Source organism: Oceanobacillus sp. M65, assembly GCF_052246275.1.
Taxonomy (GTDB): domain Bacteria; phylum Bacillota; class Bacilli; order Bacillales; family Amphibacillaceae; genus Oceanobacillus_B; species Oceanobacillus_B jordanicus.
The window spans coordinates 122143-144264 of sequence record NZ_JBQQCJ010000004.1 but is presented as its reverse complement, the minus strand read 5'-3'; the positions used below and the strand labels follow the sequence as shown (position 1 = coordinate 144264).

The following is a 22122-nucleotide window of genomic DNA, read 5'->3' as shown; positions in this document are numbered from 1 at the left end:
CTATTTCTCAAGAGCAGTCTCTAATTCCTGCTCATCCCATATCGTGATGCCAAGCTTCTGTGCTTTGTCATACTTCGACCCAGCATCTTCACCGGCGATCAGAATATCTGTTTTTTTACTAACACTTCCTGTCACAGATCCGCCTTTTGCCTCAATCCGTTCTTTTGCTTCCGTCCGTGTGAATTTTTCCATTTTCCCAGTAAGAACGATCGTTTTTCCTGCAAATATCGAATCTTCATCTGCCTCTGGACGTTTCGGCCCGTTATACTCCATATTAATACCAAGCTCTCGAAGCTCGTCGACTAGAATAATTACCTTTTCCTCTTGGAAATATTGAACGATCGAATCAGCCATTTTATCGCCGATTTCGTCAACAGCAATCAAATCTTCATAGCTTGCTTGTTGAATATTCTTCATTGTTTCAAATTCTGTAGCAAGCGTTTTGGCTGCTTTAGAACCAACAAATCGTATCCCAAGACCAAATAATAGCTTTTCAAGTGAATTATCCTTTGATACCTCAATTGCCTGAAGCAAATTGTCAGCAGACTTCTCGCCCATTCGTTCGAGTTCAAGCAATGCTTCACGTTTTAAGCGGTAGATATCCGCGATGGTTTTTACTAAGTTTTCTTGGAAAAGCTGGATGATTACCTTTTCTCCAAGTCCATCAATGTTCATCGCATTGCGAGAAACAAAATGAATGAGCCCTTCCTTCAGTTGAGCCGGGCAATTTGGGTTAATGCAGCGCAAGGCCACTTCCTCTTCCAGTCGCACTAACTCACTTCCACATGCTGGACATTCTGTTGGCATGTGAAATTCTTCTTCATCACCTGTACGTTTTTCAGTAAGTACACGCACTACTTTGGGAATAATATCGCCAGCTTTTTTAATAACCACCGTATCTCCTATACGAATATCCTGTTCACGGATCAGGTCTTCGTTATGCAAGGAAGCTCTTTTCACAGTAGTACCAGCTACTTTTACAGCCTCCAGGATGGCAGTAGGTGTTACCACACCTGTTCGTCCTACACTCAATTCTATGTCTGTTAATCTCGTTACAGCTTCTTCTGCCGGGAATTTATATGCAATGGCCCATCGAGGGCTTTTTGCTGTATAACCAAGCTCTTCTTGCTGATCAAGATTATCAACCTTCACGACAATCCCGTCTATTTCATAACTCAAATTGGGACGTTCGTTTGTCCAGTATTCAACATACTCGAGCACTTCTTCGATGGTTTCGCATTTTCTCCATTCAGGATTTGTTTTAAATCCAAGTTTGCTTAGCGCTTCGAGTCTATCACTATGACTTGTCAGGTTACTGTTATTCCACTCCCCAACACCATACAAAAAGATATCAAGGTTACGCTTAGCAGCAATTTTGGGGTCTAATTGTCTTAGTGATCCTGCTGCCGCATTGCGTGGGTTGGCGAATGGCTCTTCCTCTTTCTCTTCCCTTGCTTCATTCAATGCTAGGAATGATTTATGGGGCATATAGGCTTCTCCACGTACTTCCAGATTTTCTTTTTCCTTTATCGTTAAAGGAATGCTCCGGATCGTTCTTAAATTGCTGGTGATATTTTCACCTATTGACCCATCTCCGCGCGTAGAGCCAAGGATGAATTTTCCATTCTCATAAGTAAGGGAAATGGCGAGCCCATCAATTTTCAGTTCACAGACAAAGCTAACAGGCTCATCTGTTCCTTGCGCTGCTCTCTTAGCAAAATCGCGCAAATCCTGTTCATTAAATGCATTTCCTAGGCTGAGCATCGGCACTTTATGTTCTACCTTTTGAAAAGCTTCCAGTGGTTCTCCGCCTACCCTTTGAGTAGGCGAATCCTGGGTAACAAATTCAGGAAATTCTTCTTCTAGTTTGCGTAATTCCTGGAGTTTTTGATCATACTCCACATCTGGAACACTCGGTTTATCTAACACATAATACTCATAACCATATTGATTTAATACTTCTCGTAATGCTTCGATTTCTTTCTGTGCTTGCTGTTGATCCATCCAAGCACCTCCTATTGTTTCGTGATTGGGGCAAATTTAGCTAGAACTCGCTTAATTCCAGTTGGTGCAGGAAAAGCAATATCCAGTTCCATTGCTTCTCCTTCACCTTGAACTTTAACGACAGTCCCAGTCCCCCATTTTTTGTGATTTGCTTTGTCTCCTGGTCCCCATGTTTCGCTTTCTGCACCCGTTGTTTTCTGCATGCGCTCTGCTTTCCGTTTTAATGGTGCAGGTTTATCTTTTGGTTGGCCGAGAGGGCTACCAAACATAGACGACTTCGCTTGTTCAATGCCTTCAATTAATTCTTCCGGTATTTCACCAATGAAACGGCTAATCGGGTTCATGTTCGTACGACCATATAAGGTACGCATTTTTGCATGTGTCAGATAAAGCTGCTGTTCAGCTCTCGTAATCCCTACATAGGCGAGTCTGCGCTCTTCTTCCATCTCATCGTTATCAAACATGGAACGACTATGTGGGAAGACATTTTCCTCCATCCCTATCAAGAAGACGACAGGGAATTCTAATCCTTTGGCCGCATGCAAGGTCATTAAGGTTATCTTTTCCTCATTATCCGGATCTTCCTCATCAACACGATCAATATCTGCAATTAGAGCAAGATCTGTAAGAAACGCGACCAATGTTTTATCTTCTGCGGTTGCTTCAAAATCTTTTGTTACTGTCATAAATTCTTCTAAGTTTTCCAGACGGCTTTGTGACTCGATGGTACGCTCGTTTTTCAGCATTTCTTCATAGCCTGTCCGTTCGAGGACTGCTTCAACCATATCTGTAGCCGTTAGAAACTCCTGTTGTTGGGAAAGCGATTGGATGAGCTGGCCAAACTGCGCTAAAGCATTGGCTGCCTTCTTTGAAACACCGGTGAAATCTACCTCTTTTACCGCTTCGTTAAAGGAGATATCATGCGTAGCAGCGTGCTCACGCAAACGGTCGATAGATGTTTTTCCAATACCCCGCTTCGGTACATTTACTACCCGCTCAAAGCTCAAATCATCATCAGGATTTGTAATAAGGCGCAAATAGGCGACCATATCTTTAATTTCTTTTCGCTCGTAGAACTTTGTTCCCCCGACCATTTGATAGGAAATATTGGATTTCATTAACGTATCCTCGACCGCACGAGACTGTGCATTAGTACGATATAAAATTGCCACATCTCCCGGAGAGAAACCTTCACGGCGGGTCAGCTCTTGAATTTTATCAGTAATAAATAGTGCTTCTTCCTGCTCTGTTGCCCCTTGGAAGTAGTGTATGTTTTTCCCGTCTGGATTTTCCGTCCAAAGATTCTTTGGTTTTCGGCCAGAGTTGTTTTCAATCACTTTATTAGCAGCAGATAAAATTGATTTAGTCGAACGGTAATTTTGCTCTAAGAAAATGGTCCGTGATGTTGGATAGTCTTTTTCAAAGGATAAAATGTTCGAAATATCTGCACCACGCCAGCGATAAATTGACTGATCGGAATCCCCCACTACACACAGGTTTTGGAAACGACTCGCAAGTTGTTTAACAAGAAAATATTGGGCATGGTTTGTATCCTGGTACTCATCGACATGAATGTATTGAAATCTGCGTTGATAATATTCCAAGACTTCAGGCACACGTTTGAATAAATGAATCGTCTGCATGATCAAGTCATCAAAATCTAGAGATTGATTCTTTTTCAATATTTTTTCATATGATTCATAAATTTGTCCGACTTGTCGATCAAAGAAATTACCGACATTCTTATTGTATTCAGCTGCAGTTATTAGTTCGTTCTTAGCTGCACTAATTTGTCCCAGCATCGCGCGAGGGTCAAATTTCTTTGGATCAATGTTCAGGTTTTTTAGAATCTGTTTGATTACAGATAGCTGGTCCCCACTGTCCAAAATACTAAAATTACGGTTATAGCCGATCCGATCGATGTCTCTGCGAAGAATACGTACACACATAGAGTGGAATGTGGATACCCACATATACTCACTTTCCGGGCCAACTAGTTTGCGGACACGATCCTTCATCTCTCTTGAAGCTTTGTTCGTAAAGGTAATCGCAAGCACATTGCGAGCTGCTACTTCTTTCTCACCAAGTAGGTAAGCAATTCGATGTGTAAGCACGCGGGTTTTACCACTCCCCGCACCTGCCATGATTAGCAAGGGACCTTCTGTATGTTTCACTGCCTCTTGCTGTTCTTTATTTAATCCTTTTAATAAGTCATCCATCGTCTGACTCATACTTCCACCGCCTAACTCAATTATCTTTTATCGCTTTTACTGTTTTTATTGCTTTTTTAATGTCTGTATATATAATATTGCCGACAATAATCACATCAGCATTCTCTTTCATATCTCGTGCCTGTTGCACCGTCTCAATTCCTCCACCGTAAAAAAGCTTTGTTTCATCAAGCTGTTGCTTCACTTTTTTCACAAGCTCGGGGTCACCATATTTGCCGCTGTACTCCATATAAAAAACCGGTAAGTGGAAGACTTTTTCCGCCATATATGCATATGCAATGACATCTTCTTCATCCGGCAAGTAACTGTTTGTATGGGTGAAAGCCTTGGCTTCCTCATTCAAAATGCAATATCCTTCAAACAAAATCTCACTATATTCCATCATGTCGACAAACTCTTTAATCGCCTGATGCTGGATATCCATCATCCACTTCTTCTCTTTTGAATTCAGAACCATAGGGATATAGTAATAATCAAATCCTGGGGTGATCGCGTCCATTGAGGATATTTCTAAAATACATGGGACAGTATATCTGCGGACACGGGCAAGCAAATCAAGTACCCCGTCCAATGTGATGTCATCTGTTCCACCAACAATCACAGCGTCCGTTCCTGATTCACAAATCATTTCTAAATGTTCATCCGAGATTTCCTTGGCAGGGTCGAGTTTAAATATATGTTTCCATTCGTTCATTGTAGTATACAAATTGTTAATCCTCCATTAACTTAATCCATTACTTTATTATACCAAAAAAACCTAGCGGAATTTAGGGATAAGGGTGAAATTTTTTAGAAGGTGTCGTGGGTGGCGATGGAGCTGGGTTTTGGATGGGTGTTGCGTCTGTTTTGGTGGGAGCTGCGTCTCTTTGCTGGATTGGTGCGTCTGTTTTGATGGGAGCTGCGCCTCTTTACGAAGGCGACACGCGACTTCACAAGAGCAGAACGCGACTTTGCGAGAGCGACACGCGACTTTATGAAAACGCCACGCGTGGCCCTCACACTTCACTCTAATCTATGAGGTTATAAAATTCTTTTGTATTCCTATATAACTGGCTATAAACTTGCCCTTCATCGATCTTTTTTAAATAGGCTATTTTTTCAACGATGCGATGCAGCATGTGAGGATGTGTAGGCCTGCCTTGAAATTCTCCTTCAAACGGCCATGGCCCGTCCGTCTCCACCATTATTTGCTCTAATGGATAAGCAGAAATCAATTGCTGGATTTCCGATTCATACATGCAATCAGGCGTTATGGAAATATAATAGCCATTTTTAATCATTCGCTCTACTGTCTGCTTATCTCCTTTAAACCAGTGAAAGTTCGCCTTTTTCACCTGATATTTTTCTAGTAGATCACAAACAACAGGTGCATCCTCATACACAGCGTGCAGCACAATAGGCTTATTAAGTTGGGCGGCTTTTCTGATAAACCGCTCCAAAAGATCAACGTACGCGCTCAGGTCTAATGCAGGATTCTCTTTTCGCATATAATACGGTAAGCCAACCTCGCCGATTGCCATGAATCTATGTTGTTCTTGATCGATTAATTCCCATAGTGCGGCCTGTTCTTCCTCCGTTGGCAGTTCTTGCTCGGGATGGTAACCTATGGCCGGCTTTACCCGCACGTCCTCTTTCCCTATCTCTAATAGCCTTTGAGCAGACTGCAAGTGGTTCGACACACAAATCAGCGCCTCCACATTCGCATCATCTAAATCTTGCAATATCCTTTGCTGCTCTTGTTTGGTATACATGTCCAAATGAATATGAGCATCGATAACAGCTCGCATTATGCTTCACTCCGCAACTCATGGTAAATTTGTTTTTTCCAATTCAAAAATTCTTCCGTCAGAACGAGCTCTTCTCGACGGGGGCGCTCGAAAGGAATTGTAAACTCCCGCTTCACTGTGGCGGGATTGCTGGATAACACTAATACTCGATCAGATAAGTAAATGGCTTCCTCTATATTGTGTGTAACAAATAAAACAGATTTACGGTTTTCTTCCCAAATGGACAGCAGCCATTTTTGCATGTCGAGTCTTGTAAATTCATCTAAGGCAGAAAATGGTTCGTCCAGACAAATGAAAGGCTGCGGACTGAGCAAGGATCTTACAAAAGCAGCGCGCTGTCGCATCCCACCTGACAACTGATGGGGGTAGGCATTCACATAATCTGCAAGACCTGCCCTCTCCAGCATGGCGCTTGCTCTTTCTTTATTAGGCTTTGCATGTAACTCTTCACCGAGAACGACATTATCGAGCACTGTACGCCATGGAAACAAAGAAGAGCTTTGTGGTGTATAACTGATTTTCCCACGCTTTCCGTTAATTTTTTCTCCACCTAAATAAAAGTCGCCTTCATCTGGTGTATATAAGCCGCCAATTAAATGAAACAGCGTACTTTTCCCACTACCAGAAGGCCCGAGCAAGGAAACAAATTCACCTTCTTTTACAGAAAAGGAAACAGACTGAAGAACTTTTTTCTCCCCAAATGACTTGGATACCTCGCTTACCTTAAGTTCACTCATGATTTCGCCTCCTGTCCGGCTCGTCCTTTAATGCAAAACCTTTCCAATGCAATAATGAAACTAAAAAATAGCAAACATAACAACATGATGAAAAATATCGCTACAAATACCCGGTCTGTTCTAAAAGAGGCCTGTGCCAATGTCATATATACTCCGATGCCCTGGTTGGCACCTAACCATTCGGAAATGACCGCTCCCATCACACTGTATGTAGCAGATATTTTTAAACCAGAAAATACAGTTGGCAACGCATGTGGCAATTCTAGCTTCGAAAAAACCTGCCGTTTTGATGCGCCTGCCATGTACATATAATGCTTCATCTCAGCATTCGTTTGGCGGAATCCATCCAAGGCCGCTACCGCAACCGGGAAGAAACAAACAAGGGTAATGATAAATAATTTTGGTAGGACGCCAAACCCAAACCATATAATTAACAATGGCGCTAGCACAATGATCGGGATATTCTGGGATAGGATAAGCAATGGATAAAACGCCTGCCGTACACGAGGCATCAAATGTAATAAGACAGCAATAAGCAATCCTATACTTGTACCAATTACAAATCCTACTATTGATAGCTTTGTGGTTGAGACAAGATGATGTGCATAATTAGACCAGCTGCTTAACCCTTCTTCCATAATGGTCAATGGTGATGGCAGTAACCAAGCAGGAATAGCAAACAAACGACTGCTAGCTTCCCACAAAATAAGTAAAAGGATAACGACCAACACAGGACGCCATCCTTGTTCCACAATTTTTTTCATAATCATCAGGGTACTGCCAGAAGCAGTACCCTCCACCTCCATTCTTAACGGTATTTTTCCGTTAACACGTCCATTGATGCTCCATCCGGCTTGTAATAAACCTTCACTTGAGAAATTATGCTCGGACATCCAAGGCTGGCCATTTTTTCATTCATTTTTTCGATGATGGAAAATAACGCTGTCAGTTCCCCTTCCATTGTGGTCTCTAGCGGATTCACCTGATACTTAACTCCTGACTGTTCAATTACATCAATAGCCGCATCAACATATGGAATACTATCTTCACCGTTTTTAGTTTTTGGGACAATTTGTATACTTACTAACGCATTTGCCATTATTCCTCACACTCCAATTCAATTCTATTTTTCTGGTAAAAATTCATTTGTATATGCACTGCTGGCATCTAGTTCTTTTTCCAATAGTCCATTCTCATACATCCAATCTCCGTAATTCTGCCAAACCTTCTCGTCCTGCTCTCCCCACTGGTTAGCATCATCTTGATATTTCGGGGAGATCCATTCCTGACTTGCTTTTACCAATTCTGGGTCTAAGTCAGGCACTGCCTCTATTAAAATATCAGCTGCTTTATCAGGGTTGTCGATTGCATACTCATACCCCTTCGTCACTGCTTTCATAAATGCTTGGATTGTTTCTGGATCGGATTCTATCAGACTTTCATTCGTGGTGATAACAGGAGTATAGTAATCTAGCTTGTCACTATAATCGGTTAAATATTGCATATTCAAATCAACATCGCGTAACTCTGCTTCCACTCCAGTCCATCCATAATAGATCCAGGCAAAATCAACATCTCTTTCGACAGCCGTGAAAAAGTCGGTATTTCCCATGTTTATAATATTGACATCCTCTACGCTGGCATCTTCCTGCTTCATTAATGAATCAATTACTGCCTTCTCTACAGGTGCACCCCAGCCACCATATGTTTTTCCGGCGTAATCAGCAGGCGACGTAATTTCTTTATCCGCAGGGGAAGCAAAACCCGATGTATTATGCTGAATAATTGCAGCAAGTGAAACAATTGGGATGTCCTGGATACGCGCTTCGGTCACAGCTTCTTGTGCTCCTATCCCAAATTCAGCCTTTCCGGATGCCACCACCTGGTCTGCCCCTGATTCACCTGGCAAGGTGATCTCTACATCCAACCCTTCTTCTTCAAAATACCCTTCTGCTTGGGCAACATATAATCCTGTGTGGTTCGTATTCGGTGTCCAATCGAGCACCATTGTCACTTTCTTTAAACTGCTGTCCTCTTGATCATTACCTGTTGCCTCTTGATTACAACCTGCAATGATCAAGTTGAACAAAACAACCATACTAAGTAAAAGCTTTTTCATTCTTCTTTCCTCCTTTTTTGTTATGACACATAATGCTGTTGTTTGGAGGAACATATTGTTTTCATGCACAAAAAATGCGCTCAGGGCTCACCCAGGCGCATATATCGTCACATTCACTTCTATATGTTCCCTACGCTGGTTTAAGCCAGATCAGGTTCCAAGGGTCTATATCTTACGGATATGATCTCAACCAGCAACACTGGTCCCCCTACATCGAAACGTACTATTCAATTAACAACATTACATTCTTACTCTGCCATAGATTGCCACAAAATACAAGTTAAGTCTAGATGGTTTTACCTTAAAATACTATTCATTTTCTTCAAGCTTACGAATTATTTTTTCTGATGACTGATTGATTTTATCCAGCTCTATATTGCTTGGAGAAGTACTGGAAAGGTTGTATTTTTCTTTTAGGTGTAAAATTCTCTTCACACTCTCATCGATTCTTTCTTCCTTAATAGCTCCACTTTCCACAGCCTTGGTTAAGCTATGAACAGCTTTCAATTTATTTTCATCACCATGGCATACTAAAACAATATCATTTCCCGCTTGAACCGCTTTTACGGTAGCATCACCTATATCATAGTTTTCTAAAATGGCCCCCATTGTCAAATCATCGGTTATGGTTACTCCGTCAAATCCCAATTCTTCTCTTAACATAGTGGTGACCACATTTTTAGATAAAGAAGCGGGATCTTCATTATCTATCTCGGGTAACAGTATATGTGCAACCATCGTCATATCAGCTTGGTGATCAATAGCTTTTTGGAATGGCACCAATTCCATTTCTCGGATGCTTTCCAAACTATTATGCACTACAGGTAAGCCCAAGTGGGAATCCACATCTGTATCCCCGTGGCCTGGAAAATGTTTGATGACAGGAATGATGCCTTTTGATTGGATACCTTTCATCTCTTCAACGCCCATCTTCGAAACAATCTCCTTGTTATCACCAAATGCTCTCTTTCCGATAATAGGGTTATCTGGGTTACTATTAACATCCATTACAGGGGCCATTGTTACATTAAACCCGAATGCGTTTACCCTTTCTCCAATCGCTTCCCCAACTTGGTATGCAAGCTCTGTATTATTAAGATCACCAATCTTCTTACTGTCTGGTAAATTTACTATTTTGGGAGGCATTCTTGATACGACCCCACCTTCTTCATCTACAGAAATAAAAAGAGGGATATCCTGAGAATCGGCGTTCAATTCCTTTAGTTCCCTGTTCAAATTTAATAATTGTTTTGAGTCGGTTATATTCCTTTCAAACAAAATGACTCCACCGATATGATTTTCTTGTATGAAATTCCTCGTTTGATCATTCACTTGGGTACCTTCAAACCCAATCATAAGCATCTGGCCAACTTTTTCTTTAATTGTCATAGAAGAAATCTTTTCTTGAACTGCTTCTTTCATATCTACAGAGGATTCTTCGGAGTCCTTTTCGTCTTCTTCTGTAGGATTATCTTGGGCACTGCTTTTGCCTTCGTCTTCATTCCCATCACCTTTATTGTCTTGCCTTTGTTGTATTTCTTGCTCCACGCTGTTGTCTGTATTCTGGGAACACCCCACCAACGCGGTGAAGAAAATCAGAGCTAAACAAACTCCTATCGCTTTCCATTTAATATTTTTTATTCCCATGATGTCCTCCCATGTATAGCGATATGTTGCCTTCTTGTTTTTATATTCTTTAGTATAAGCAAAGAGATGCCGGGCTATGACCCAGCATCTCTTTGTTTACTACTTCTCTTCATCTGTAAGTCGGCCTAAGACCATCTTGTATCCTTCGCTACCATAATTAATACATCTACGCACACGCGATATGGTTGCAGTTGAAGCATTGGTTTCCTGTTCAATCACCGTGTAGGTACGGCCTTCACTTAGCATTTTTGCCACTTGTAGCCGTTGGGAGATGGCATGGATCTCTGACATTGTCGCAATATCATCAAAAAAGCGGTAGCATTCTTCCCGGTCCTTTAGTGTAAGAATTGCATCGAACAATTGATCGAGCTGTTCTCCTCGTAGTTTATCTATTTGCACAAACAAGCCCTCCTGCTTCTAATTAGTTATGTTGACGGACTCGGTTAATCCAGGACTGGTAGGAATAACATTGATCCAAGTTTTCCCTGGGACAAAGCCCACTATTTCTCCATCCTTTACAGGAACAATTCTTCCTTCTCTATTCTCCCATTGCAATTGTTGTACTTTCCCTTTTTGCAAAAGGTATGCATTTCCGCCCGATTCCATGTCGACGGCCCTCCGTCCAGCATCATCAATCACTTCATGTGGGGTTTCCACTATAAATACATTTGCTACCTGTATAGGCTCTTCTGTGTTCAGTTCTACTGTTTGTTCACGGTCATTATAGCGCGTGTACACTTCATCGCTTGCACTATAGTCATATTCGACAATTTCCATTGGTTGATCGGAATAAACAATTTCTGCATGCTGAGCTGGATCACCAGAAATCTCCTTATCGCTTTTCACAAAAGTAAGCGGCTCAATATCAGCAGTTGTCTCATAGCCTTTACTTTTGGCAACGTCATATACAGCCCCAAGCTGCAAATAGGAATTATGTGGCGCCTTACGGAATGATTCTCGCTTGAACAAGTTTCCATCATTATCATATAGGGATCCATTTAAATGTTCAATTCCTCTGTTCATAATCATATCATTAACAAAATTTGCTGCCCCGTGATAAACATAAAGTGCGTTATAATCATTGGCCAAATTGAAATAAAATTCCCGTGCACTTCTTACAGGGCCAACAACATCCGGCATTTCACTTTGAAACATAGCAAGAAAACGAGTGATTTTCCCTTCAGCTAATATTTCAAACACAAGATCTGCTCTAGACAACCCGGTTTGCGGCCTTGCTTTGGAATGATTATTCACCATCACACCGACAATGCGGTTATTAGTGGGTTCGTCTATTGCCACTCCTGTCAAAGGAGCTACAATTTCATTGGCAACTTCAGGTTGACTTGTTTTCTCTTGCACATCGTTATCCTTCGTTTCATTGTTGTCCGCTTCCTGTTTCTCTTTATCGGAGCAACCTACAAGTAAGATGAATGCTAGTACTAGCACCCATACGATTTTCTTCATTTTCTACAACACCCTTGTTAACATAGATTTTACTCCATTATACGCTAACACATGGTCGCTGGGAATAGTACTGCTTTTTTCTTCACGTCCACAATCCCCTGCTGTGTTATCCGAATGTGAGGGAGGTGTGTTGAAGATAAGAAAAATATCGAGTAAACCGGGTCTGAAAAAGGATAACCATATTCTTTTAATATCGTTTTAAGCTGCTTTTCCTTCTCAATTAAGTCCCGCATGTTTCCATCATACATGGTGCCCGAGAGTGTGAGTGGGATCTCCAGTAAAATTTCTCCTTCATGGACGATCACAATTCCTCCGCCTAATTCCTTTAATCGATTGCCTGCTAAGATAATATCGGCTTTATTTTTTCCAATAAAGATGAAGTCACCTGTCGTAGAATAAGAACTTGCCATACCGCCAAGACGATCTGTGAAACCACGTATGGTCGTATTCACACGCCACTTCCCTTTTCGATCTAGTAGGAGAAGGAAAGCATCCTTCTTCGTTTCTGGTAACCGTTCTGTTGCAATGTCTGTATCAATCGCATACGGTTTTATAATGACATCATTCACCATATCAAGTCCGATAGGCACAGAAAACTGCAATTCATTTTCTGTAAGTTCCCAATCATAGGTTAGTTTTCCTATCCCATATTCATCCCAATTCACTACATTGGAAATCTCTTGTGGGCTATGATCTTTTACAATCCACTGTCCTTTGGCCAAAACACTTTCAGGGTGCGGATTATCCTTATTTGAAAGAATATTGATATTGGCAATTCGACCTGGTGCGATGCTTCCAAGTTGCTCCTCCAAGCTAAGGTGTTTTGCTGCATTATAGCTTGCCATCATATAGGCTTCTTCAATTGGTACGCCTTTTTCTATCGCAATCTCAATACAAACGTTCATCAAGCCATCTTCATAGAATCCTGGAGTAGCTCCATCCGTGGTCATTGTAAGATTATCATAGCTTTTTAGATTCATAGCCAACAGTTCCTCAAGCAGCTGCGGCAAATCTGGTCGAATAGAAGAATAGCGAAGCCCTACCTGATAACCAAGACGCAACCTACGAATAACATCCTCGCCCGTCATGGATTCATGATCTGCATTTACACCCAATAGCTTCATCTTTGTTAATGTTTTTTCAGAAGCTCCAGGCAAATGGCCTTCTATCGGCTTGCCTTGACGTTTTGTCTCCTGTATCCAATGCAGAAGCCGATCATCTCCTGCTAGCAAATCAGGCCATGAAGTCAGCTCTCCCCCCTGAACGACAGCTGGGTGCTTTATCCATGAAAGGATCTCCTGCGTATTAAAAAGTTGTGTGTCATCCTTCAATTCCGTTTGCGCATCAAAGCGCGCCCACCAATACATGGAGACAGGATGCTTTTGTAGTTCATTTATTAAAGAAAACGCTTTCTTTTTCTTTAATAACAATAACCATAAAATGTTATCATTTACTAGTGTTGTAGTTCCTGTTTGTGCTACATGATTCGCGAGCTGTTCAGGATTATATAATTGGAACGGGTGGGCATGTGGCTCGATATACCCTGGAACAAGATACTTCCCTGCACAATCCATTGTTTCTACTTCCTCAGTATTAGCAGGAAGCTTTTCCCCTACATAGACAATGCGATCATCAACAATCCAAATGTTTGCCGATATCCACTCTTTCGTATACGCATTTAAATAAACAGCATTCGTTAAAAGCAGGTCAGGCTTATCCAATCCATCAATCACGCTGACATGCTTTCTCAGTTCACGGTTTCTCCAGTAATAACCATTCTCTAACATAGACAACGCTCCAATACTTCTTTTTCTTTATTTTACCATACATAACACTTTAACACTGTAAAGTTACCATTAAATTGGTATGTCCATTTTGTGAATGGATTTGGTGTGGTGCGTCGGTTGGGGCTGTGGTTTCACTTTGTGGTGCTGTAGTTTCACTTTTGGGTGCTGTGGTTTCACTTTGGGTGCTGTGGTTTCACTTTGCGGTGTTTTGGTTTCACTTTGCGGTGTTTTGGTTTCACTTTTGGGTGCTGTGGTTTCACTTTGCGGTGCTGTGGTTTCACTTTGCGGTGTTTTGGTTTCACTTTGTGGTGTTATGGATTCACTTTTGGGTGCTGTGGTTTCACTTTTGGGTGCTGTGGTTTCACTTTTGGGTGCTGTGGTTTCACTTTTGGGTGCTGTGGTTTCACTTTTGGGTGTTGTGGTTTCACTAGCACTATTTAAATGGATCCATGCCATCGTCGTAATCTTATAATTATATTGAGAAAAATCTAAAAGTGGTAATACAATATGGTAAAATATAGTTAAAAACATCTAATAATATGCTCTTCATCTAACAACTTAGTAATTTGATTAATGGGTATGTGCTTAGAAACTTAAGGTGGCTATTCAAAATGGTATTTGATTTTGGAAATTCTGCTATTGTTTTACCTCCTTTCCACATTACGGTTATTGCTATCATCGTCATTTTCTTATTAGTAAGGTGGGGTAAACAATTAGAATCCAAACGTTCTAGAGTGTTTTTTTACTTTCTAATTAGCACTTACATTACTCCAATTTATTCCCAAAGTACTGAGGAGGGTATATTTGAATTATGGTTCCCCTTGGGTTTTATAGCCGTTATCCTATACTTGTTTCTTAACAAAAGAAACCACCCTTCAAAATTGAAAGCAAGTATTTTAGGATTTTGCATAGCAATTTATCAGTTAATCCTCCAATATGTCGGTTAGTTTATATTTGTTGGTTTGTATCTCTGATTTTTAAAGAGGTTAATAAATTAGGAAAATGAATCTCCTTGAAGGAATGCACCTACAATGAAGACAAACGAAGCAATCTAGTCTAACCTAGGAGATGTTATAAATGAATACTTTTATTGTTATCCTAATCATACTTTGGTTGGTAGCAATTATTTTCAGGTTTGTTAATAGAAAGCATGGTGAAGAAAAGAAAACAAATAAAAAAGGAAAAAGGGATTATAACATTTTCAGAAGACTTAAATTGCTAAGTCTCCCACAAAAGATATTTATCGTTACAATAGCATTAGTTGATTTACTAGTTATTTTATTATCCAATCAAAATTAAAAATTATTATTTTATTTTTCTTAAGCCAACAAGCTTTATTTTCCCAACATTCCTTGCATTAATTGCTATTTTTGTTTTGTTAAAAGGGTTAAAACTAGTAAAGTTCTGGGGACCTATTATCGCAGTTTTAGTATTACTTCTTTTAGTTCCATTTACTTTCATATATTTGATAGTGGATTTGAGTAATTCTTATGAAACTGTAGAGTCACCCAGAGGCGAAAACATCGTAATTATAGAGCATAGAGACGCAACCCTCGGGGACACACACCACTTTTATAATTTTTATATTAAAACTAATTTTCTTGGATTAATGAAGCAATTAAATAGTGAACAATTACAGATTATAACCAATAGGACTCAAGCCGACAATTTAGAAGTAGTAGGAGTGGATAATGCTAAATGGATTGATAGTGAATATGTTATTTTTCGCTCTCCTTATGCAGTAACTAAGCTAAAATTAAATTATTGAATACTAATTGGCACTAAAATGATTTTTCTTTCACCAACTGATTAAGAGTTCCACAGAGGTAAGTCTTTAAACGAACCTAAAATGGCTCGTATATATACAACTTGTAACTAAAAGGGCAACAGATCATCCTTAAGCTTGAAAAAAGTTTGGATTCCTTGTGAATTTGTTAGCTGGCGGGATTTATTCCTATAGTATTTTGGACCGGGAAAAAGCAATATACCGCTTGGTTCAAGAAGGGAGGTAAATAAATGAGAAAAGTAATTGCGTTTTTGTACATATCCCTATCAGTAGTGTTTTTATTGAGTGGTTGTAATTCAAATGATGCAAACGCAAATGAAAATATTCTTGAATTTAAAGATTCATTTGTTGGTGATAATAGCGCAGTAGGAAACATTGCCAATCAATTACCAGGTTCTGAGCATTTAAACGGTTTTGAACTTAAAACAAATGAAGAACCGTATGGAATTATCCTCAACTACGATTGGATAGGCTCTAAGCAAGAGTACAGAGAAACAGTAATATACAATGCTACATTTTTATTTACATTAGTACAAAACGTTGAGTGGATAACCTTTAATTCAGTTATAAGTGAATCTACTATCACGAAAGATAATCTACAAGAGTGGTATGGCAAAGAATTTAGTTATGCCCAAAACGAAGATGAACTAAGAGAAATAATACTAGAATTTTCGGAAGACGAAAATAAAGTTAAGCAGTTATTAAAATAAAATTATATAGTAGAAGTTCATTTAAACAATGAGCCCATTAGGAAATGCTTATATCTAATATTATGGTAGAATCTGCAGGGTAGTTAAATAAAGATGTCATAATTTGCTTCTTATTATAAACCTCCACAAGAGAAAACTATGCAATAACCTTAATTGTGGAGGGGAAATAATGATGAAATATATAATTCCTTTACTTATTGTTTTTACAGTTGTCTTTTCTTGGAACGCACCTGTTTCTGCCCAGCTAATGCATTTGGATCCTCCAAAAGATTCAAAGGAGCTAAAGATCCAAGATATTTTAATACTTTTGTTAGGTGAAGAAATAGAAAAAGCAGTAAACAATTATTACTCTAACTATTTAACTGAATTGCCATCGGTCTATCCTTACCAAGTTGATATTGTTAATGTAGAAAGAGTTGAGGGATTCCATAGCTTTCATTTCTTACTAACATTAGAGCTTTCACCAGTTATCGGCCCCCACATAGCAGTTGGAAAAGATAGGCTCACATTTGAAATAACCCCTCTCACTCCTGGTGATGTTAAATTAATTAAATTTGGGCACCTTGAAACATACGAGCTTCCTCCACATTGGAAAGATATAGTAAAACGAAATAAAGCACCTTAGCTCCATACGTTACTACAAATACCTCCTCCATATTTTATGTAGGGCAGGGTTATGCATTAATTTGTGTAGCTGTAGGAACTTTTGAAAAGATAAAATGTGTTACCGTCTGTGCATATGGGTTTACTTCTTCTATAAATTGTTCCGCTTCTGAAAAGGCTTCAAAGTGCATTTTTAGCATATAACACGCATTTCCGGCTATACGATAACAAAACTGTACGTTTGGAAGTTTCTGAATTAAATTTTTGAATGAATTATAATTGCCGTTTTTGATCGTTGCTTCGATAATACATTGGATAGGTAGGCCTAACTTTTCAAAGTCAATTTCTAATGTATAGCCTTTTATAATACCCAATGATTCCATCTGCCTAACCCGTTCTGTTACAGAAGGGGAAGACAAATTAACTCTTCTTCCAAGTTCACTCATAGATAAACGACTATTATTAAGTAGTTCATCTAATATCCTCCTATCAATATCATCAGTTTTCACTTTTAAACCAATCCCTCTCTCATACGTTAATTTTAAAAGTAATTATTCAATAATACATTAGTAATTTAATGTAATTTAAGCTTCACACCCTCTATAATTAATAATATAACAAAGGGGGATTTTAAATGGCAAGAATCAAAGAATCAAGTTTTGGAGAAACACCATTTCAACGACTTTTGGGACATAACATAGAAGTAATGCAAGGGTGGACTCAACTGGGAAATGTATTAGAAAAAGAAGGGTTTCTATCTGTCGAATTAAAAGAACAAGTAAGGAGAACATTAGCTCAAAGTAATGGATGTGAGTATTGTAAAGCGAAAGGTAAACCAAATTTTGATAAGTTTGATGAAAAAATTTCACTTGCGGTTGGATTTGCAGAAGTGTTTTTAAAACAAAAGGGTGATATACCAAATTCAACTTTTGAAATCATGCATGGAGACTTTACTGAGGAAGAAATAAGTGAGCTTTGTGCATTTATTTCTTTTACTTCTGCTTCACAATATTTTGGAGCAATGTTGAAATTAGATCCACAATGACCAACACAAAAGTGAAGTCAGTATTTAAAGTGAAAGGATATTTTCGGGGGGAACAGTATGGAAAAGAAAGCTTTAATCATAGTAGATGTACAAAAAGCATTTGATGATAAAAAATGGGGAGATCGAAATAATCCAAATGCCGAAGAGAACATTAGCAAGATATTGAAATTATGGAGAGAAAAAGATTGGAAGGTTATATACATACAACATATGTCTGATGATCCTACGTCGGTATTTCACCCTAACAATGAGGGATATGCTATAAAGGAAATAGTTGAGCCTGAAAGTAATGACTTAATAATAACAAAGAAAGTTAATAGTAGCTTTATTGGTACGAATTTAGAAATGTTTTTAAAAACAAACAAATTTACAACTGTTGTAATAACTGGTCTGACCACGCCACATTGTATATCTACAACCACAAGGATGAGTGGTAATTTAGGATTCAATACTTACTTAATTTCAGATGCCACAGCCTCTTTTGGAATGCAGGATCAAAATAATAATTATTATGATGCAAAATCCATACATGATATTTCATTAGCTACATTGCATGATGAATTTGCTACAATTCTTACAACAAAACAACTAATTAGTAAATTTATTAAATGAGCTTAATAAGCTAACGGGGCGTTAATCGAAGATGGATTAACGCTCTTCTTGTGGACGTTACTGCAATAACGAAGCAGTACTTTAAGACGGTGCTGCCTAATTAACTCCTACCGCTAAACACCAAATTGTTTTAAATGGTGGTCAAGATGTTTGTAGACTCCTTTTCCCCATTGTTCAGAAGTCAGATTTCCGAAAAAAGGATGTGGGTGACTTGTACAAGCGTCAGATCCATTCTTTTGAAATGTTATAATTTTTTGCTTCAGTTTGTCTCTTTCTATTTCAAAATCTTTTTTACTTGTAATTAGTATAGATGGAATAGTAGACATATTGTGGGCTAAAGGTTTGTCATTATAAAAAATGGGTTTTGCAAATCTACCCACTAATACCCCTAGCCAACCTCGTGTGGGTAAAGAATATCCCATTGCAATATCTTGGAAAGAAGAGCAATGAGCTAACATTTGAGAGACATCCATTTTTCCCCATTGTGGTTCTGAATTTATATTTAAGTTTTCGATACGCGCTAATATTTCATCTGTATATGTGATATCAAAAATATTATTCATTAGAATGCTCCTTTAGTTTTTGATCTTAATCAATTATTGCTTTTGATATTTAATATATAATTCAACGTTAACGTTATTTTCTCCTTCTTTACTTATGGTTTCTATACTTTACTAAGTTCTATAAACTACAGTCCATATAAAGTAATGATATTGCTATTTCCATTCACATATGGCCTTGCTAAATTTAAGCTGGGATACAAAAAGCTTGAGGACACATAAATGCCCTCAAGCTTTTTCCTATTTCCCTATATCCGTTCTATAAAAAAAGACCTTACCATTTTCGACTGGGTCGAGGGCTTGATACACTTTCTCACGAGCCGACTCGAAAGTATTGTCCTTTGCCCCAACTAGTAGAACACGACCACCGTCAGATACAAGGTTGCCGTTCACCTGCTTGGTTCCGGCGTGTACGGTATACGTCTCCGATTCACTTAAATCCGGAATCTCTACTCCCTTGCCATAGGAGCCAGGGTATCCTTGAGAAGCCAAAACCACTCCAACACATGCGGCGTCCTCCCACTGCAATTCAGGATCTTTGCCATCCATTACATCAAGGATCACTTGGTCTAAGTCATTTTTCAGCAGTGGTAAAACAATCTGCGTTTCCGGGTCACCGAATCGGGTATTAAATTCAATGACCTTGGGTCCGTCTTCTGTCATCATCAGCCCAGCATAAAGAATGCCTGTAAATGCCCTTCCTTCCTTCATCATGCCGTCAGCCGTTTTTTGCAGGATTTCTTTCATAGCAAAATCAAGATGATCATCGGTAACATCAGGAACTGGGGAAAATGCACCCATGCCGCCTGTATTAGGCCCTGCATCGTTATCAAAAGCACGCTTGTGATCGCGAGCCGGTACCATTGGATAAACATTATGCTCGTGAACGAAAGCCATCAGAGAAAATTCCTTCCCGGATAAAAACTCTTCAACCACGATCTTGGCTCCGGCATCCGCAAAGGCTTTCTCCACTAGGATTTCATCAACCGCAGCCAATGCTTGCTCTTTCGTTTCGGCCACGATAACCCCTTTACCAGCTGCCAATCCGTCCGCTTTAATCACGATGGGGGCGCCTTGTTTTTCAATATACTGCTTCGCCTCGTCAGCTGAAGTGAACGTTGCATAAGCAGCTGTTGGTACAGCATATTTTTTCATAAATTCTTTGGCAAAGCTTTTACTACCCTCAAGTAGGGCTGCAGCCTTTTGTGGGGCAAAAACCTGGAGGCCAGCCTCGATAAAACGGTCGGCAATCCCTTCATTAAGTGGATTTTCCGGTCCGACTATCGTTAGATCGATCTGCTCTTCTTTAGCGAACGCAACAAGCGCCTCGATGTCCATTTCATCAATTCCGATACACTCCGCCTGCTGCATTCCAACATTGCCGGGAGCAGCATAGATTGTAGAGACACGCTCACTTTCCGCAAGTTTCATAACAATGCTATGCTCGCGTCCTCCGCGGCCGATTACGAGAATATTCATTCCTTCGCATCCCTTCCTTAATGTTTGAAATGGCGCATTCCTGTATAAACCATGGCAATACCATGCTCATCACATACATCAATTGAGTCTTGATCGCGCTTTGACCCACCTGGTTGAATAATTGCCGTTACGCCTGCTACTGCGGCTGCTTCTACGGTATCAGGCATTGGGAAAAATGCATCTGATGCGAGCACTGCTCCGTTAGTCTTTTCACCCGCTTGTGTGATTGCAATTTGAGCGGAACCGATTCGATTCATCTGGCCAGCACCAACCCCAACTGTCTGGTTATCTTTTGCTAAAACAATCGCGTTTGATTTCACATGCTTAACAGCTTTCCATGCAAACAATAAATCTGTAAGCTCTTTGTCGCTCGGCTGACGTTTTGTAGGGAATGTTAATGCGTCTTTTGCCACTTCTCCAGCATCATTGTCCTGTACAAGCATTCCACCTTTTACTGTTGTCAGCTTGTGGTAGCCGCTATCCCCATCTTGCATCGGTAGATCAAGCAAGCGGATATTTTTTTTCTGTGTCAATATTTCCATTGCTTCATCCGTAAAGCCTGGTGCAATGACAATCTCAAGGAAAATTTCACTCAGCTGTTTAGCGGTCTCCGCATCCACTTCGCTATTTACTGCGACAATGCCACCAAAAATAGAAATAGGATCTGCTTCATATGCTTTTGCGAATGCAGACGACAGGTTATCTGAAACGCCAATTCCACATGGATTCATATGTTTTACTGCAACAGCAGTAGGCTCTTTGTATTCAGACAGGATTTCAAGTGCTGCATTGGCATCCTGAATATTGTTAAAGGAAAGTTCCTTGCCATGTAATTGTGTTGCAGCAGCAAGGCTCCACCCTTTGTGAAGCGGGTTTTGATAAAATGCCGCCTGCTGGTGCGGGTTTTCTCCATAACGAAGGGATTGTACCTTCTCGTATGTAACGGTATATGTTTCCGGAAAGGCTTCTTCCGTTTCTTCAGAAAAATAACGCGCGATCATAGCATCATAATTTGCTGTGTGCTGGAAAACTTTAGCTGCCAGTTTTTTGCGTTCTGCCTTCCCAAAGGAATCTGCACGCAATCCTGCAATTACTGTTTCATAGTCAGAAGGATTTACAACCACTGCAACGTCTGCAAAATTCTTAGCGGCTGCCCGTAGCATTGTCGGACCACCAATATCAATGTTCTCAATAATTTCGTCACCTGATACCCCTTCTTTTTGTAACGTTTGTTTGAAAGGATATAGGTTTACAACGACCATATCGATTGGCGCAATGTTGTTTTCTTCTAACTGATTCATATGATCGGCATCAGAACGTTTTGCCAGAAGTCCTCCATGAATAAAGGGATGTAATGTTTTCACACGCCCACCCAAAATTTCTGGAAATCCAGTTACTTCGTCCACTGCTTTCGCAGGAATGCCTGCTTCTTTTAATGCTTTTAACGTTCCTCCAGTTGATAGGATGTCGTAATCAAGGTCAACGAGCCCTTGAGAAAATGTGGTGATGTTTGTTTTATCGGAAACACTGATTAAAGCTTGCTTCTTCATT

General features: G+C 39.8%; 22 protein-coding genes and 1 riboswitch. Of the genes, 5 read left to right on the top strand and 17 right to left on the bottom strand.

The genetic code is table 11. The features are described 5' to 3' along the window. The 13 genes from ligA to ACTWPF_RS15745 all read right to left on the bottom strand — a co-directional run bounded on the left by ligA (position 1) and on the right by ACTWPF_RS15745 (position 14307). Entirely contained in the window at positions 1–2004 is a 2004-nt protein-coding gene (ligA, locus tag ACTWPF_RS15805) for an NAD-dependent DNA ligase LigA (protein WP_443149747.1), read from the bottom strand. Positions 2005–2015: 11 nt separating this feature from the next. Continuing rightward, positions 2016–4235 carry a DNA helicase PcrA gene (pcrA, locus tag ACTWPF_RS15800; RefSeq protein WP_443149746.1) on the bottom strand — a complete coding sequence of 740 codons (2220 nt, stop codon included), beginning with the start codon at positions 4233–4235 and terminating at the stop codon, positions 2016–2018. Between the two features lie 16 nt (positions 4236–4251). Further along, positions 4252–4929, bottom strand: coding sequence for a heptaprenylglyceryl phosphate synthase (locus ACTWPF_RS15795; protein ID WP_081779471.1), 678 nt, complete (start codon positions 4927–4929; stop codon positions 4252–4254). Between the two features lie 313 nt (positions 4930–5242). Beyond that, positions 5243–6022 carry a TatD family hydrolase gene (locus tag ACTWPF_RS15790; protein ID WP_443149745.1) on the bottom strand — a complete coding sequence of 260 codons (780 nt, stop codon included), beginning with the start codon at positions 6020–6022 and terminating at the stop codon, positions 5243–5245. Next, positions 6022–6759, bottom strand: coding sequence for an ABC transporter ATP-binding protein (locus tag ACTWPF_RS15785; RefSeq protein ID WP_443149744.1), 738 nt, complete (start codon positions 6757–6759; stop codon positions 6022–6024). Before ACTWPF_RS15785 ends, ACTWPF_RS15790 begins: the two co-directional genes overlap by 1 nt. After that, complete coding sequence (locus ACTWPF_RS15780; RefSeq protein WP_443149878.1) at positions 6756–7523, bottom strand: ABC transporter permease; 768 nt, start codon at positions 7521–7523, stop codon at positions 6756–6758. Before ACTWPF_RS15780 ends, ACTWPF_RS15785 begins: the two co-directional genes overlap by 4 nt. 44 nt (positions 7524–7567) lie before the next feature. Beyond that, on the bottom strand, positions 7568–7858 hold the full coding sequence (locus ACTWPF_RS15775; RefSeq protein ID WP_443149743.1) for a thiamine-binding protein: 291 nt from the start codon (positions 7856–7858) through the stop codon (positions 7568–7570). 24 nt (positions 7859–7882) lie between these two features. Continuing rightward, on the bottom strand, positions 7883–8878 hold the full coding sequence (locus ACTWPF_RS15770) for an ABC transporter substrate-binding protein (protein ID WP_443149742.1): 996 nt from the start codon (positions 8876–8878) through the stop codon (positions 7883–7885). 110 nt (positions 8879–8988) lie between these two features. Continuing rightward, a riboswitch (TPP riboswitch) is annotated at positions 8989–9098 on the bottom strand. An 89-nt stretch (positions 9099–9187) separates the two neighbouring features. Next, complete coding sequence (gene nagZ, locus ACTWPF_RS15765; protein WP_443149741.1) at positions 9188–10525, bottom strand: beta-N-acetylhexosaminidase; 1338 nt, start codon at positions 10523–10525, stop codon at positions 9188–9190. Between the two features lie 99 nt (positions 10526–10624). Beyond that, positions 10625–10924: a YerC/YecD family TrpR-related protein gene (locus ACTWPF_RS15760; RefSeq protein WP_106895843.1), complete on the bottom strand. Its 300-nt coding sequence runs from the start codon at positions 10922–10924 to the stop codon at positions 10625–10627. Positions 10925–10942: 18 nt separating this feature from the next. Continuing rightward, complete coding sequence (locus ACTWPF_RS15755; protein WP_443149740.1) at positions 10943–11989, bottom strand: DUF3048 domain-containing protein; 1047 nt, start codon at positions 11987–11989, stop codon at positions 10943–10945. Positions 11990–12033: 44 nt separating this feature from the next. Beyond that, positions 12034–13776, bottom strand: coding sequence for an adenine deaminase C-terminal domain-containing protein (locus ACTWPF_RS15750; RefSeq protein WP_443149739.1), 1743 nt, complete (start codon positions 13774–13776; stop codon positions 12034–12036). Positions 13777–13845: 69 nt separating this feature from the next. Continuing rightward, on the bottom strand, positions 13846–14307 hold the full coding sequence (locus tag ACTWPF_RS15745; protein ID WP_443149738.1) for a hypothetical protein: 462 nt from the start codon (positions 14305–14307) through the stop codon (positions 13846–13848). Positions 14308–14853: 546 nt separating this feature from the next. On the opposite strand from ACTWPF_RS15745, the gene ACTWPF_RS15740 reads away from it, so the two are divergent. The 3 genes from ACTWPF_RS15740 (at position 14854) to ACTWPF_RS15730 (ending at position 16897) form a co-directional block, all read left to right on the top strand. Further along, the gene (locus ACTWPF_RS15740; RefSeq protein ID WP_443149737.1) at positions 14854–15075 is read left to right on the top strand and encodes a hypothetical protein; all 222 of its coding nucleotides are present in this window, start codon (positions 14854–14856) and stop codon (positions 15073–15075) included. A gap of 717 nt (positions 15076–15792) precedes the next feature. Next, entirely contained in the window at positions 15793–16272 is a 480-nt protein-coding gene (locus ACTWPF_RS15735; protein ID WP_443149736.1) for a DUF4825 domain-containing protein, read from the top strand. 169 nt (positions 16273–16441) lie between these two features. Continuing rightward, entirely contained in the window at positions 16442–16897 is a 456-nt protein-coding gene (locus ACTWPF_RS15730; protein ID WP_443149735.1) for a DUF3888 domain-containing protein, read from the top strand. A gap of 49 nt (positions 16898–16946) precedes the next feature. Here ACTWPF_RS15730 and ACTWPF_RS15725 read toward each other — a convergent pair whose 3' ends face one another. Next, on the bottom strand, positions 16947–17384 hold the full coding sequence (locus tag ACTWPF_RS15725; RefSeq protein WP_443149734.1) for an Lrp/AsnC family transcriptional regulator: 438 nt from the start codon (positions 17382–17384) through the stop codon (positions 16947–16949). Positions 17385–17509: 125 nt separating this feature from the next. Between ACTWPF_RS15725 and ACTWPF_RS15720 the strand changes: the two genes are divergently transcribed. Beyond that, a complete protein-coding gene (locus ACTWPF_RS15720) occupies positions 17510–17920 on the top strand; it encodes a carboxymuconolactone decarboxylase family protein (RefSeq protein WP_443149733.1) in 411 nt (136 codons plus the stop codon). A gap of 57 nt (positions 17921–17977) precedes the next feature. Next, a complete protein-coding gene (locus ACTWPF_RS15715; protein WP_443149732.1) occupies positions 17978–18532 on the top strand; it encodes a cysteine hydrolase family protein in 555 nt (184 codons plus the stop codon). Between the two features lie 113 nt (positions 18533–18645). On the opposite strand, the gene ACTWPF_RS15710 is transcribed toward ACTWPF_RS15715, so the two are convergent. From ACTWPF_RS15710 to purH, 3 genes are all read right to left on the bottom strand, one after another. Next, positions 18646–19095: a DUF1569 domain-containing protein gene (locus ACTWPF_RS15710; RefSeq protein WP_106895829.1), complete on the bottom strand. Its 450-nt coding sequence runs from the start codon at positions 19093–19095 to the stop codon at positions 18646–18648. Between the two features lie 237 nt (positions 19096–19332). Beyond that, complete coding sequence (purD, locus tag ACTWPF_RS15705; protein WP_443149731.1) at positions 19333–20571, bottom strand: phosphoribosylamine--glycine ligase; 1239 nt, start codon at positions 20569–20571, stop codon at positions 19333–19335. A 17-nt stretch (positions 20572–20588) separates the two neighbouring features. After that, positions 20589–22121, bottom strand: coding sequence for a bifunctional phosphoribosylaminoimidazolecarboxamide formyltransferase/IMP cyclohydrolase (gene purH / locus ACTWPF_RS15700; protein WP_443149730.1), 1533 nt, complete (start codon positions 22119–22121; stop codon positions 20589–20591). Position 22122: the final 1 nt, after the last annotated feature.

What these genes read in the sequence shown, in the direction of transcription:
- ACTWPF_RS15790 (WP_443149745.1), bottom strand. Translation starts at nt 6,022, where the DNA reads ATGCGAGCTGTTATCGATGCTCATATTCATTTGGACATGTATACCAAA.
- purD (WP_443149731.1), bottom strand. Translation starts at nt 20,571, where the DNA reads ATGAATATTCTCGTAATCGGCCGCGGAGGACGCGAGCATAGCATTGTT.
- ligA (WP_443149747.1), bottom strand. Translation starts at nt 2,004, where the DNA reads ATGGATCAACAGCAAGCACAGAAAGAAATCGAAGCATTACGAGAAGTA.
- ACTWPF_RS15795 (WP_081779471.1), bottom strand. Translation starts at nt 4,929, where the DNA reads ATGAACGAATGGAAACATATATTTAAACTCGACCCTGCCAAGGAAATC.
- pcrA (WP_443149746.1), bottom strand. Translation starts at nt 4,235, where the DNA reads ATGAGTCAGACGATGGATGACTTATTAAAAGGATTAAATAAAGAACAG.
- ACTWPF_RS15770 (WP_443149742.1), bottom strand. Translation starts at nt 8,878, where the DNA reads ATGAAAAAGCTTTTACTTAGTATGGTTGTTTTGTTCAACTTGATCATT.
- ACTWPF_RS15730 (WP_443149735.1), top strand. Translation starts at nt 16,442, where the DNA reads ATGATGAAATATATAATTCCTTTACTTATTGTTTTTACAGTTGTCTTT.
- ACTWPF_RS15775 (WP_443149743.1), bottom strand. Translation starts at nt 7,858, where the DNA reads ATGGCAAATGCGTTAGTAAGTATACAAATTGTCCCAAAAACTAAAAAC.
- ACTWPF_RS15740 (WP_443149737.1), top strand. Translation starts at nt 14,854, where the DNA reads ATGAATACTTTTATTGTTATCCTAATCATACTTTGGTTGGTAGCAATT.
- ACTWPF_RS15755 (WP_443149740.1), bottom strand. Translation starts at nt 11,989, where the DNA reads ATGAAGAAAATCGTATGGGTGCTAGTACTAGCATTCATCTTACTTGTA.
- purH (WP_443149730.1), bottom strand. Translation starts at nt 22,121, where the DNA reads ATGAAGAAGCAAGCTTTAATCAGTGTTTCCGATAAAACAAACATCACC.
- ACTWPF_RS15710 (WP_106895829.1), bottom strand. Translation starts at nt 19,095, where the DNA reads ATGAATAATATTTTTGATATCACATATACAGATGAAATATTAGCGCGT.
- ACTWPF_RS15780 (WP_443149878.1), bottom strand. Translation starts at nt 7,523, where the DNA reads ATGAAAAAAATTGTGGAACAAGGATGGCGTCCTGTGTTGGTCGTTATC.
- ACTWPF_RS15785 (WP_443149744.1), bottom strand. Translation starts at nt 6,759, where the DNA reads ATGAGTGAACTTAAGGTAAGCGAGGTATCCAAGTCATTTGGGGAGAAA.
- ACTWPF_RS15745 (WP_443149738.1), bottom strand. Translation starts at nt 14,307, where the DNA reads ATGTTTTTAACTATATTTTACCATATTGTATTACCACTTTTAGATTTT.
- ACTWPF_RS15750 (WP_443149739.1), bottom strand. Translation starts at nt 13,776, where the DNA reads ATGTTAGAGAATGGTTATTACTGGAGAAACCGTGAACTGAGAAAGCAT.
- ACTWPF_RS15720 (WP_443149733.1), top strand. Translation starts at nt 17,510, where the DNA reads ATGGCAAGAATCAAAGAATCAAGTTTTGGAGAAACACCATTTCAACGA.
- ACTWPF_RS15715 (WP_443149732.1), top strand. Translation starts at nt 17,978, where the DNA reads ATGGAAAAGAAAGCTTTAATCATAGTAGATGTACAAAAAGCATTTGAT.
- nagZ (WP_443149741.1), bottom strand. Translation starts at nt 10,525, where the DNA reads ATGGGAATAAAAAATATTAAATGGAAAGCGATAGGAGTTTGTTTAGCT.
- ACTWPF_RS15735 (WP_443149736.1), top strand. Translation starts at nt 15,793, where the DNA reads ATGAGAAAAGTAATTGCGTTTTTGTACATATCCCTATCAGTAGTGTTT.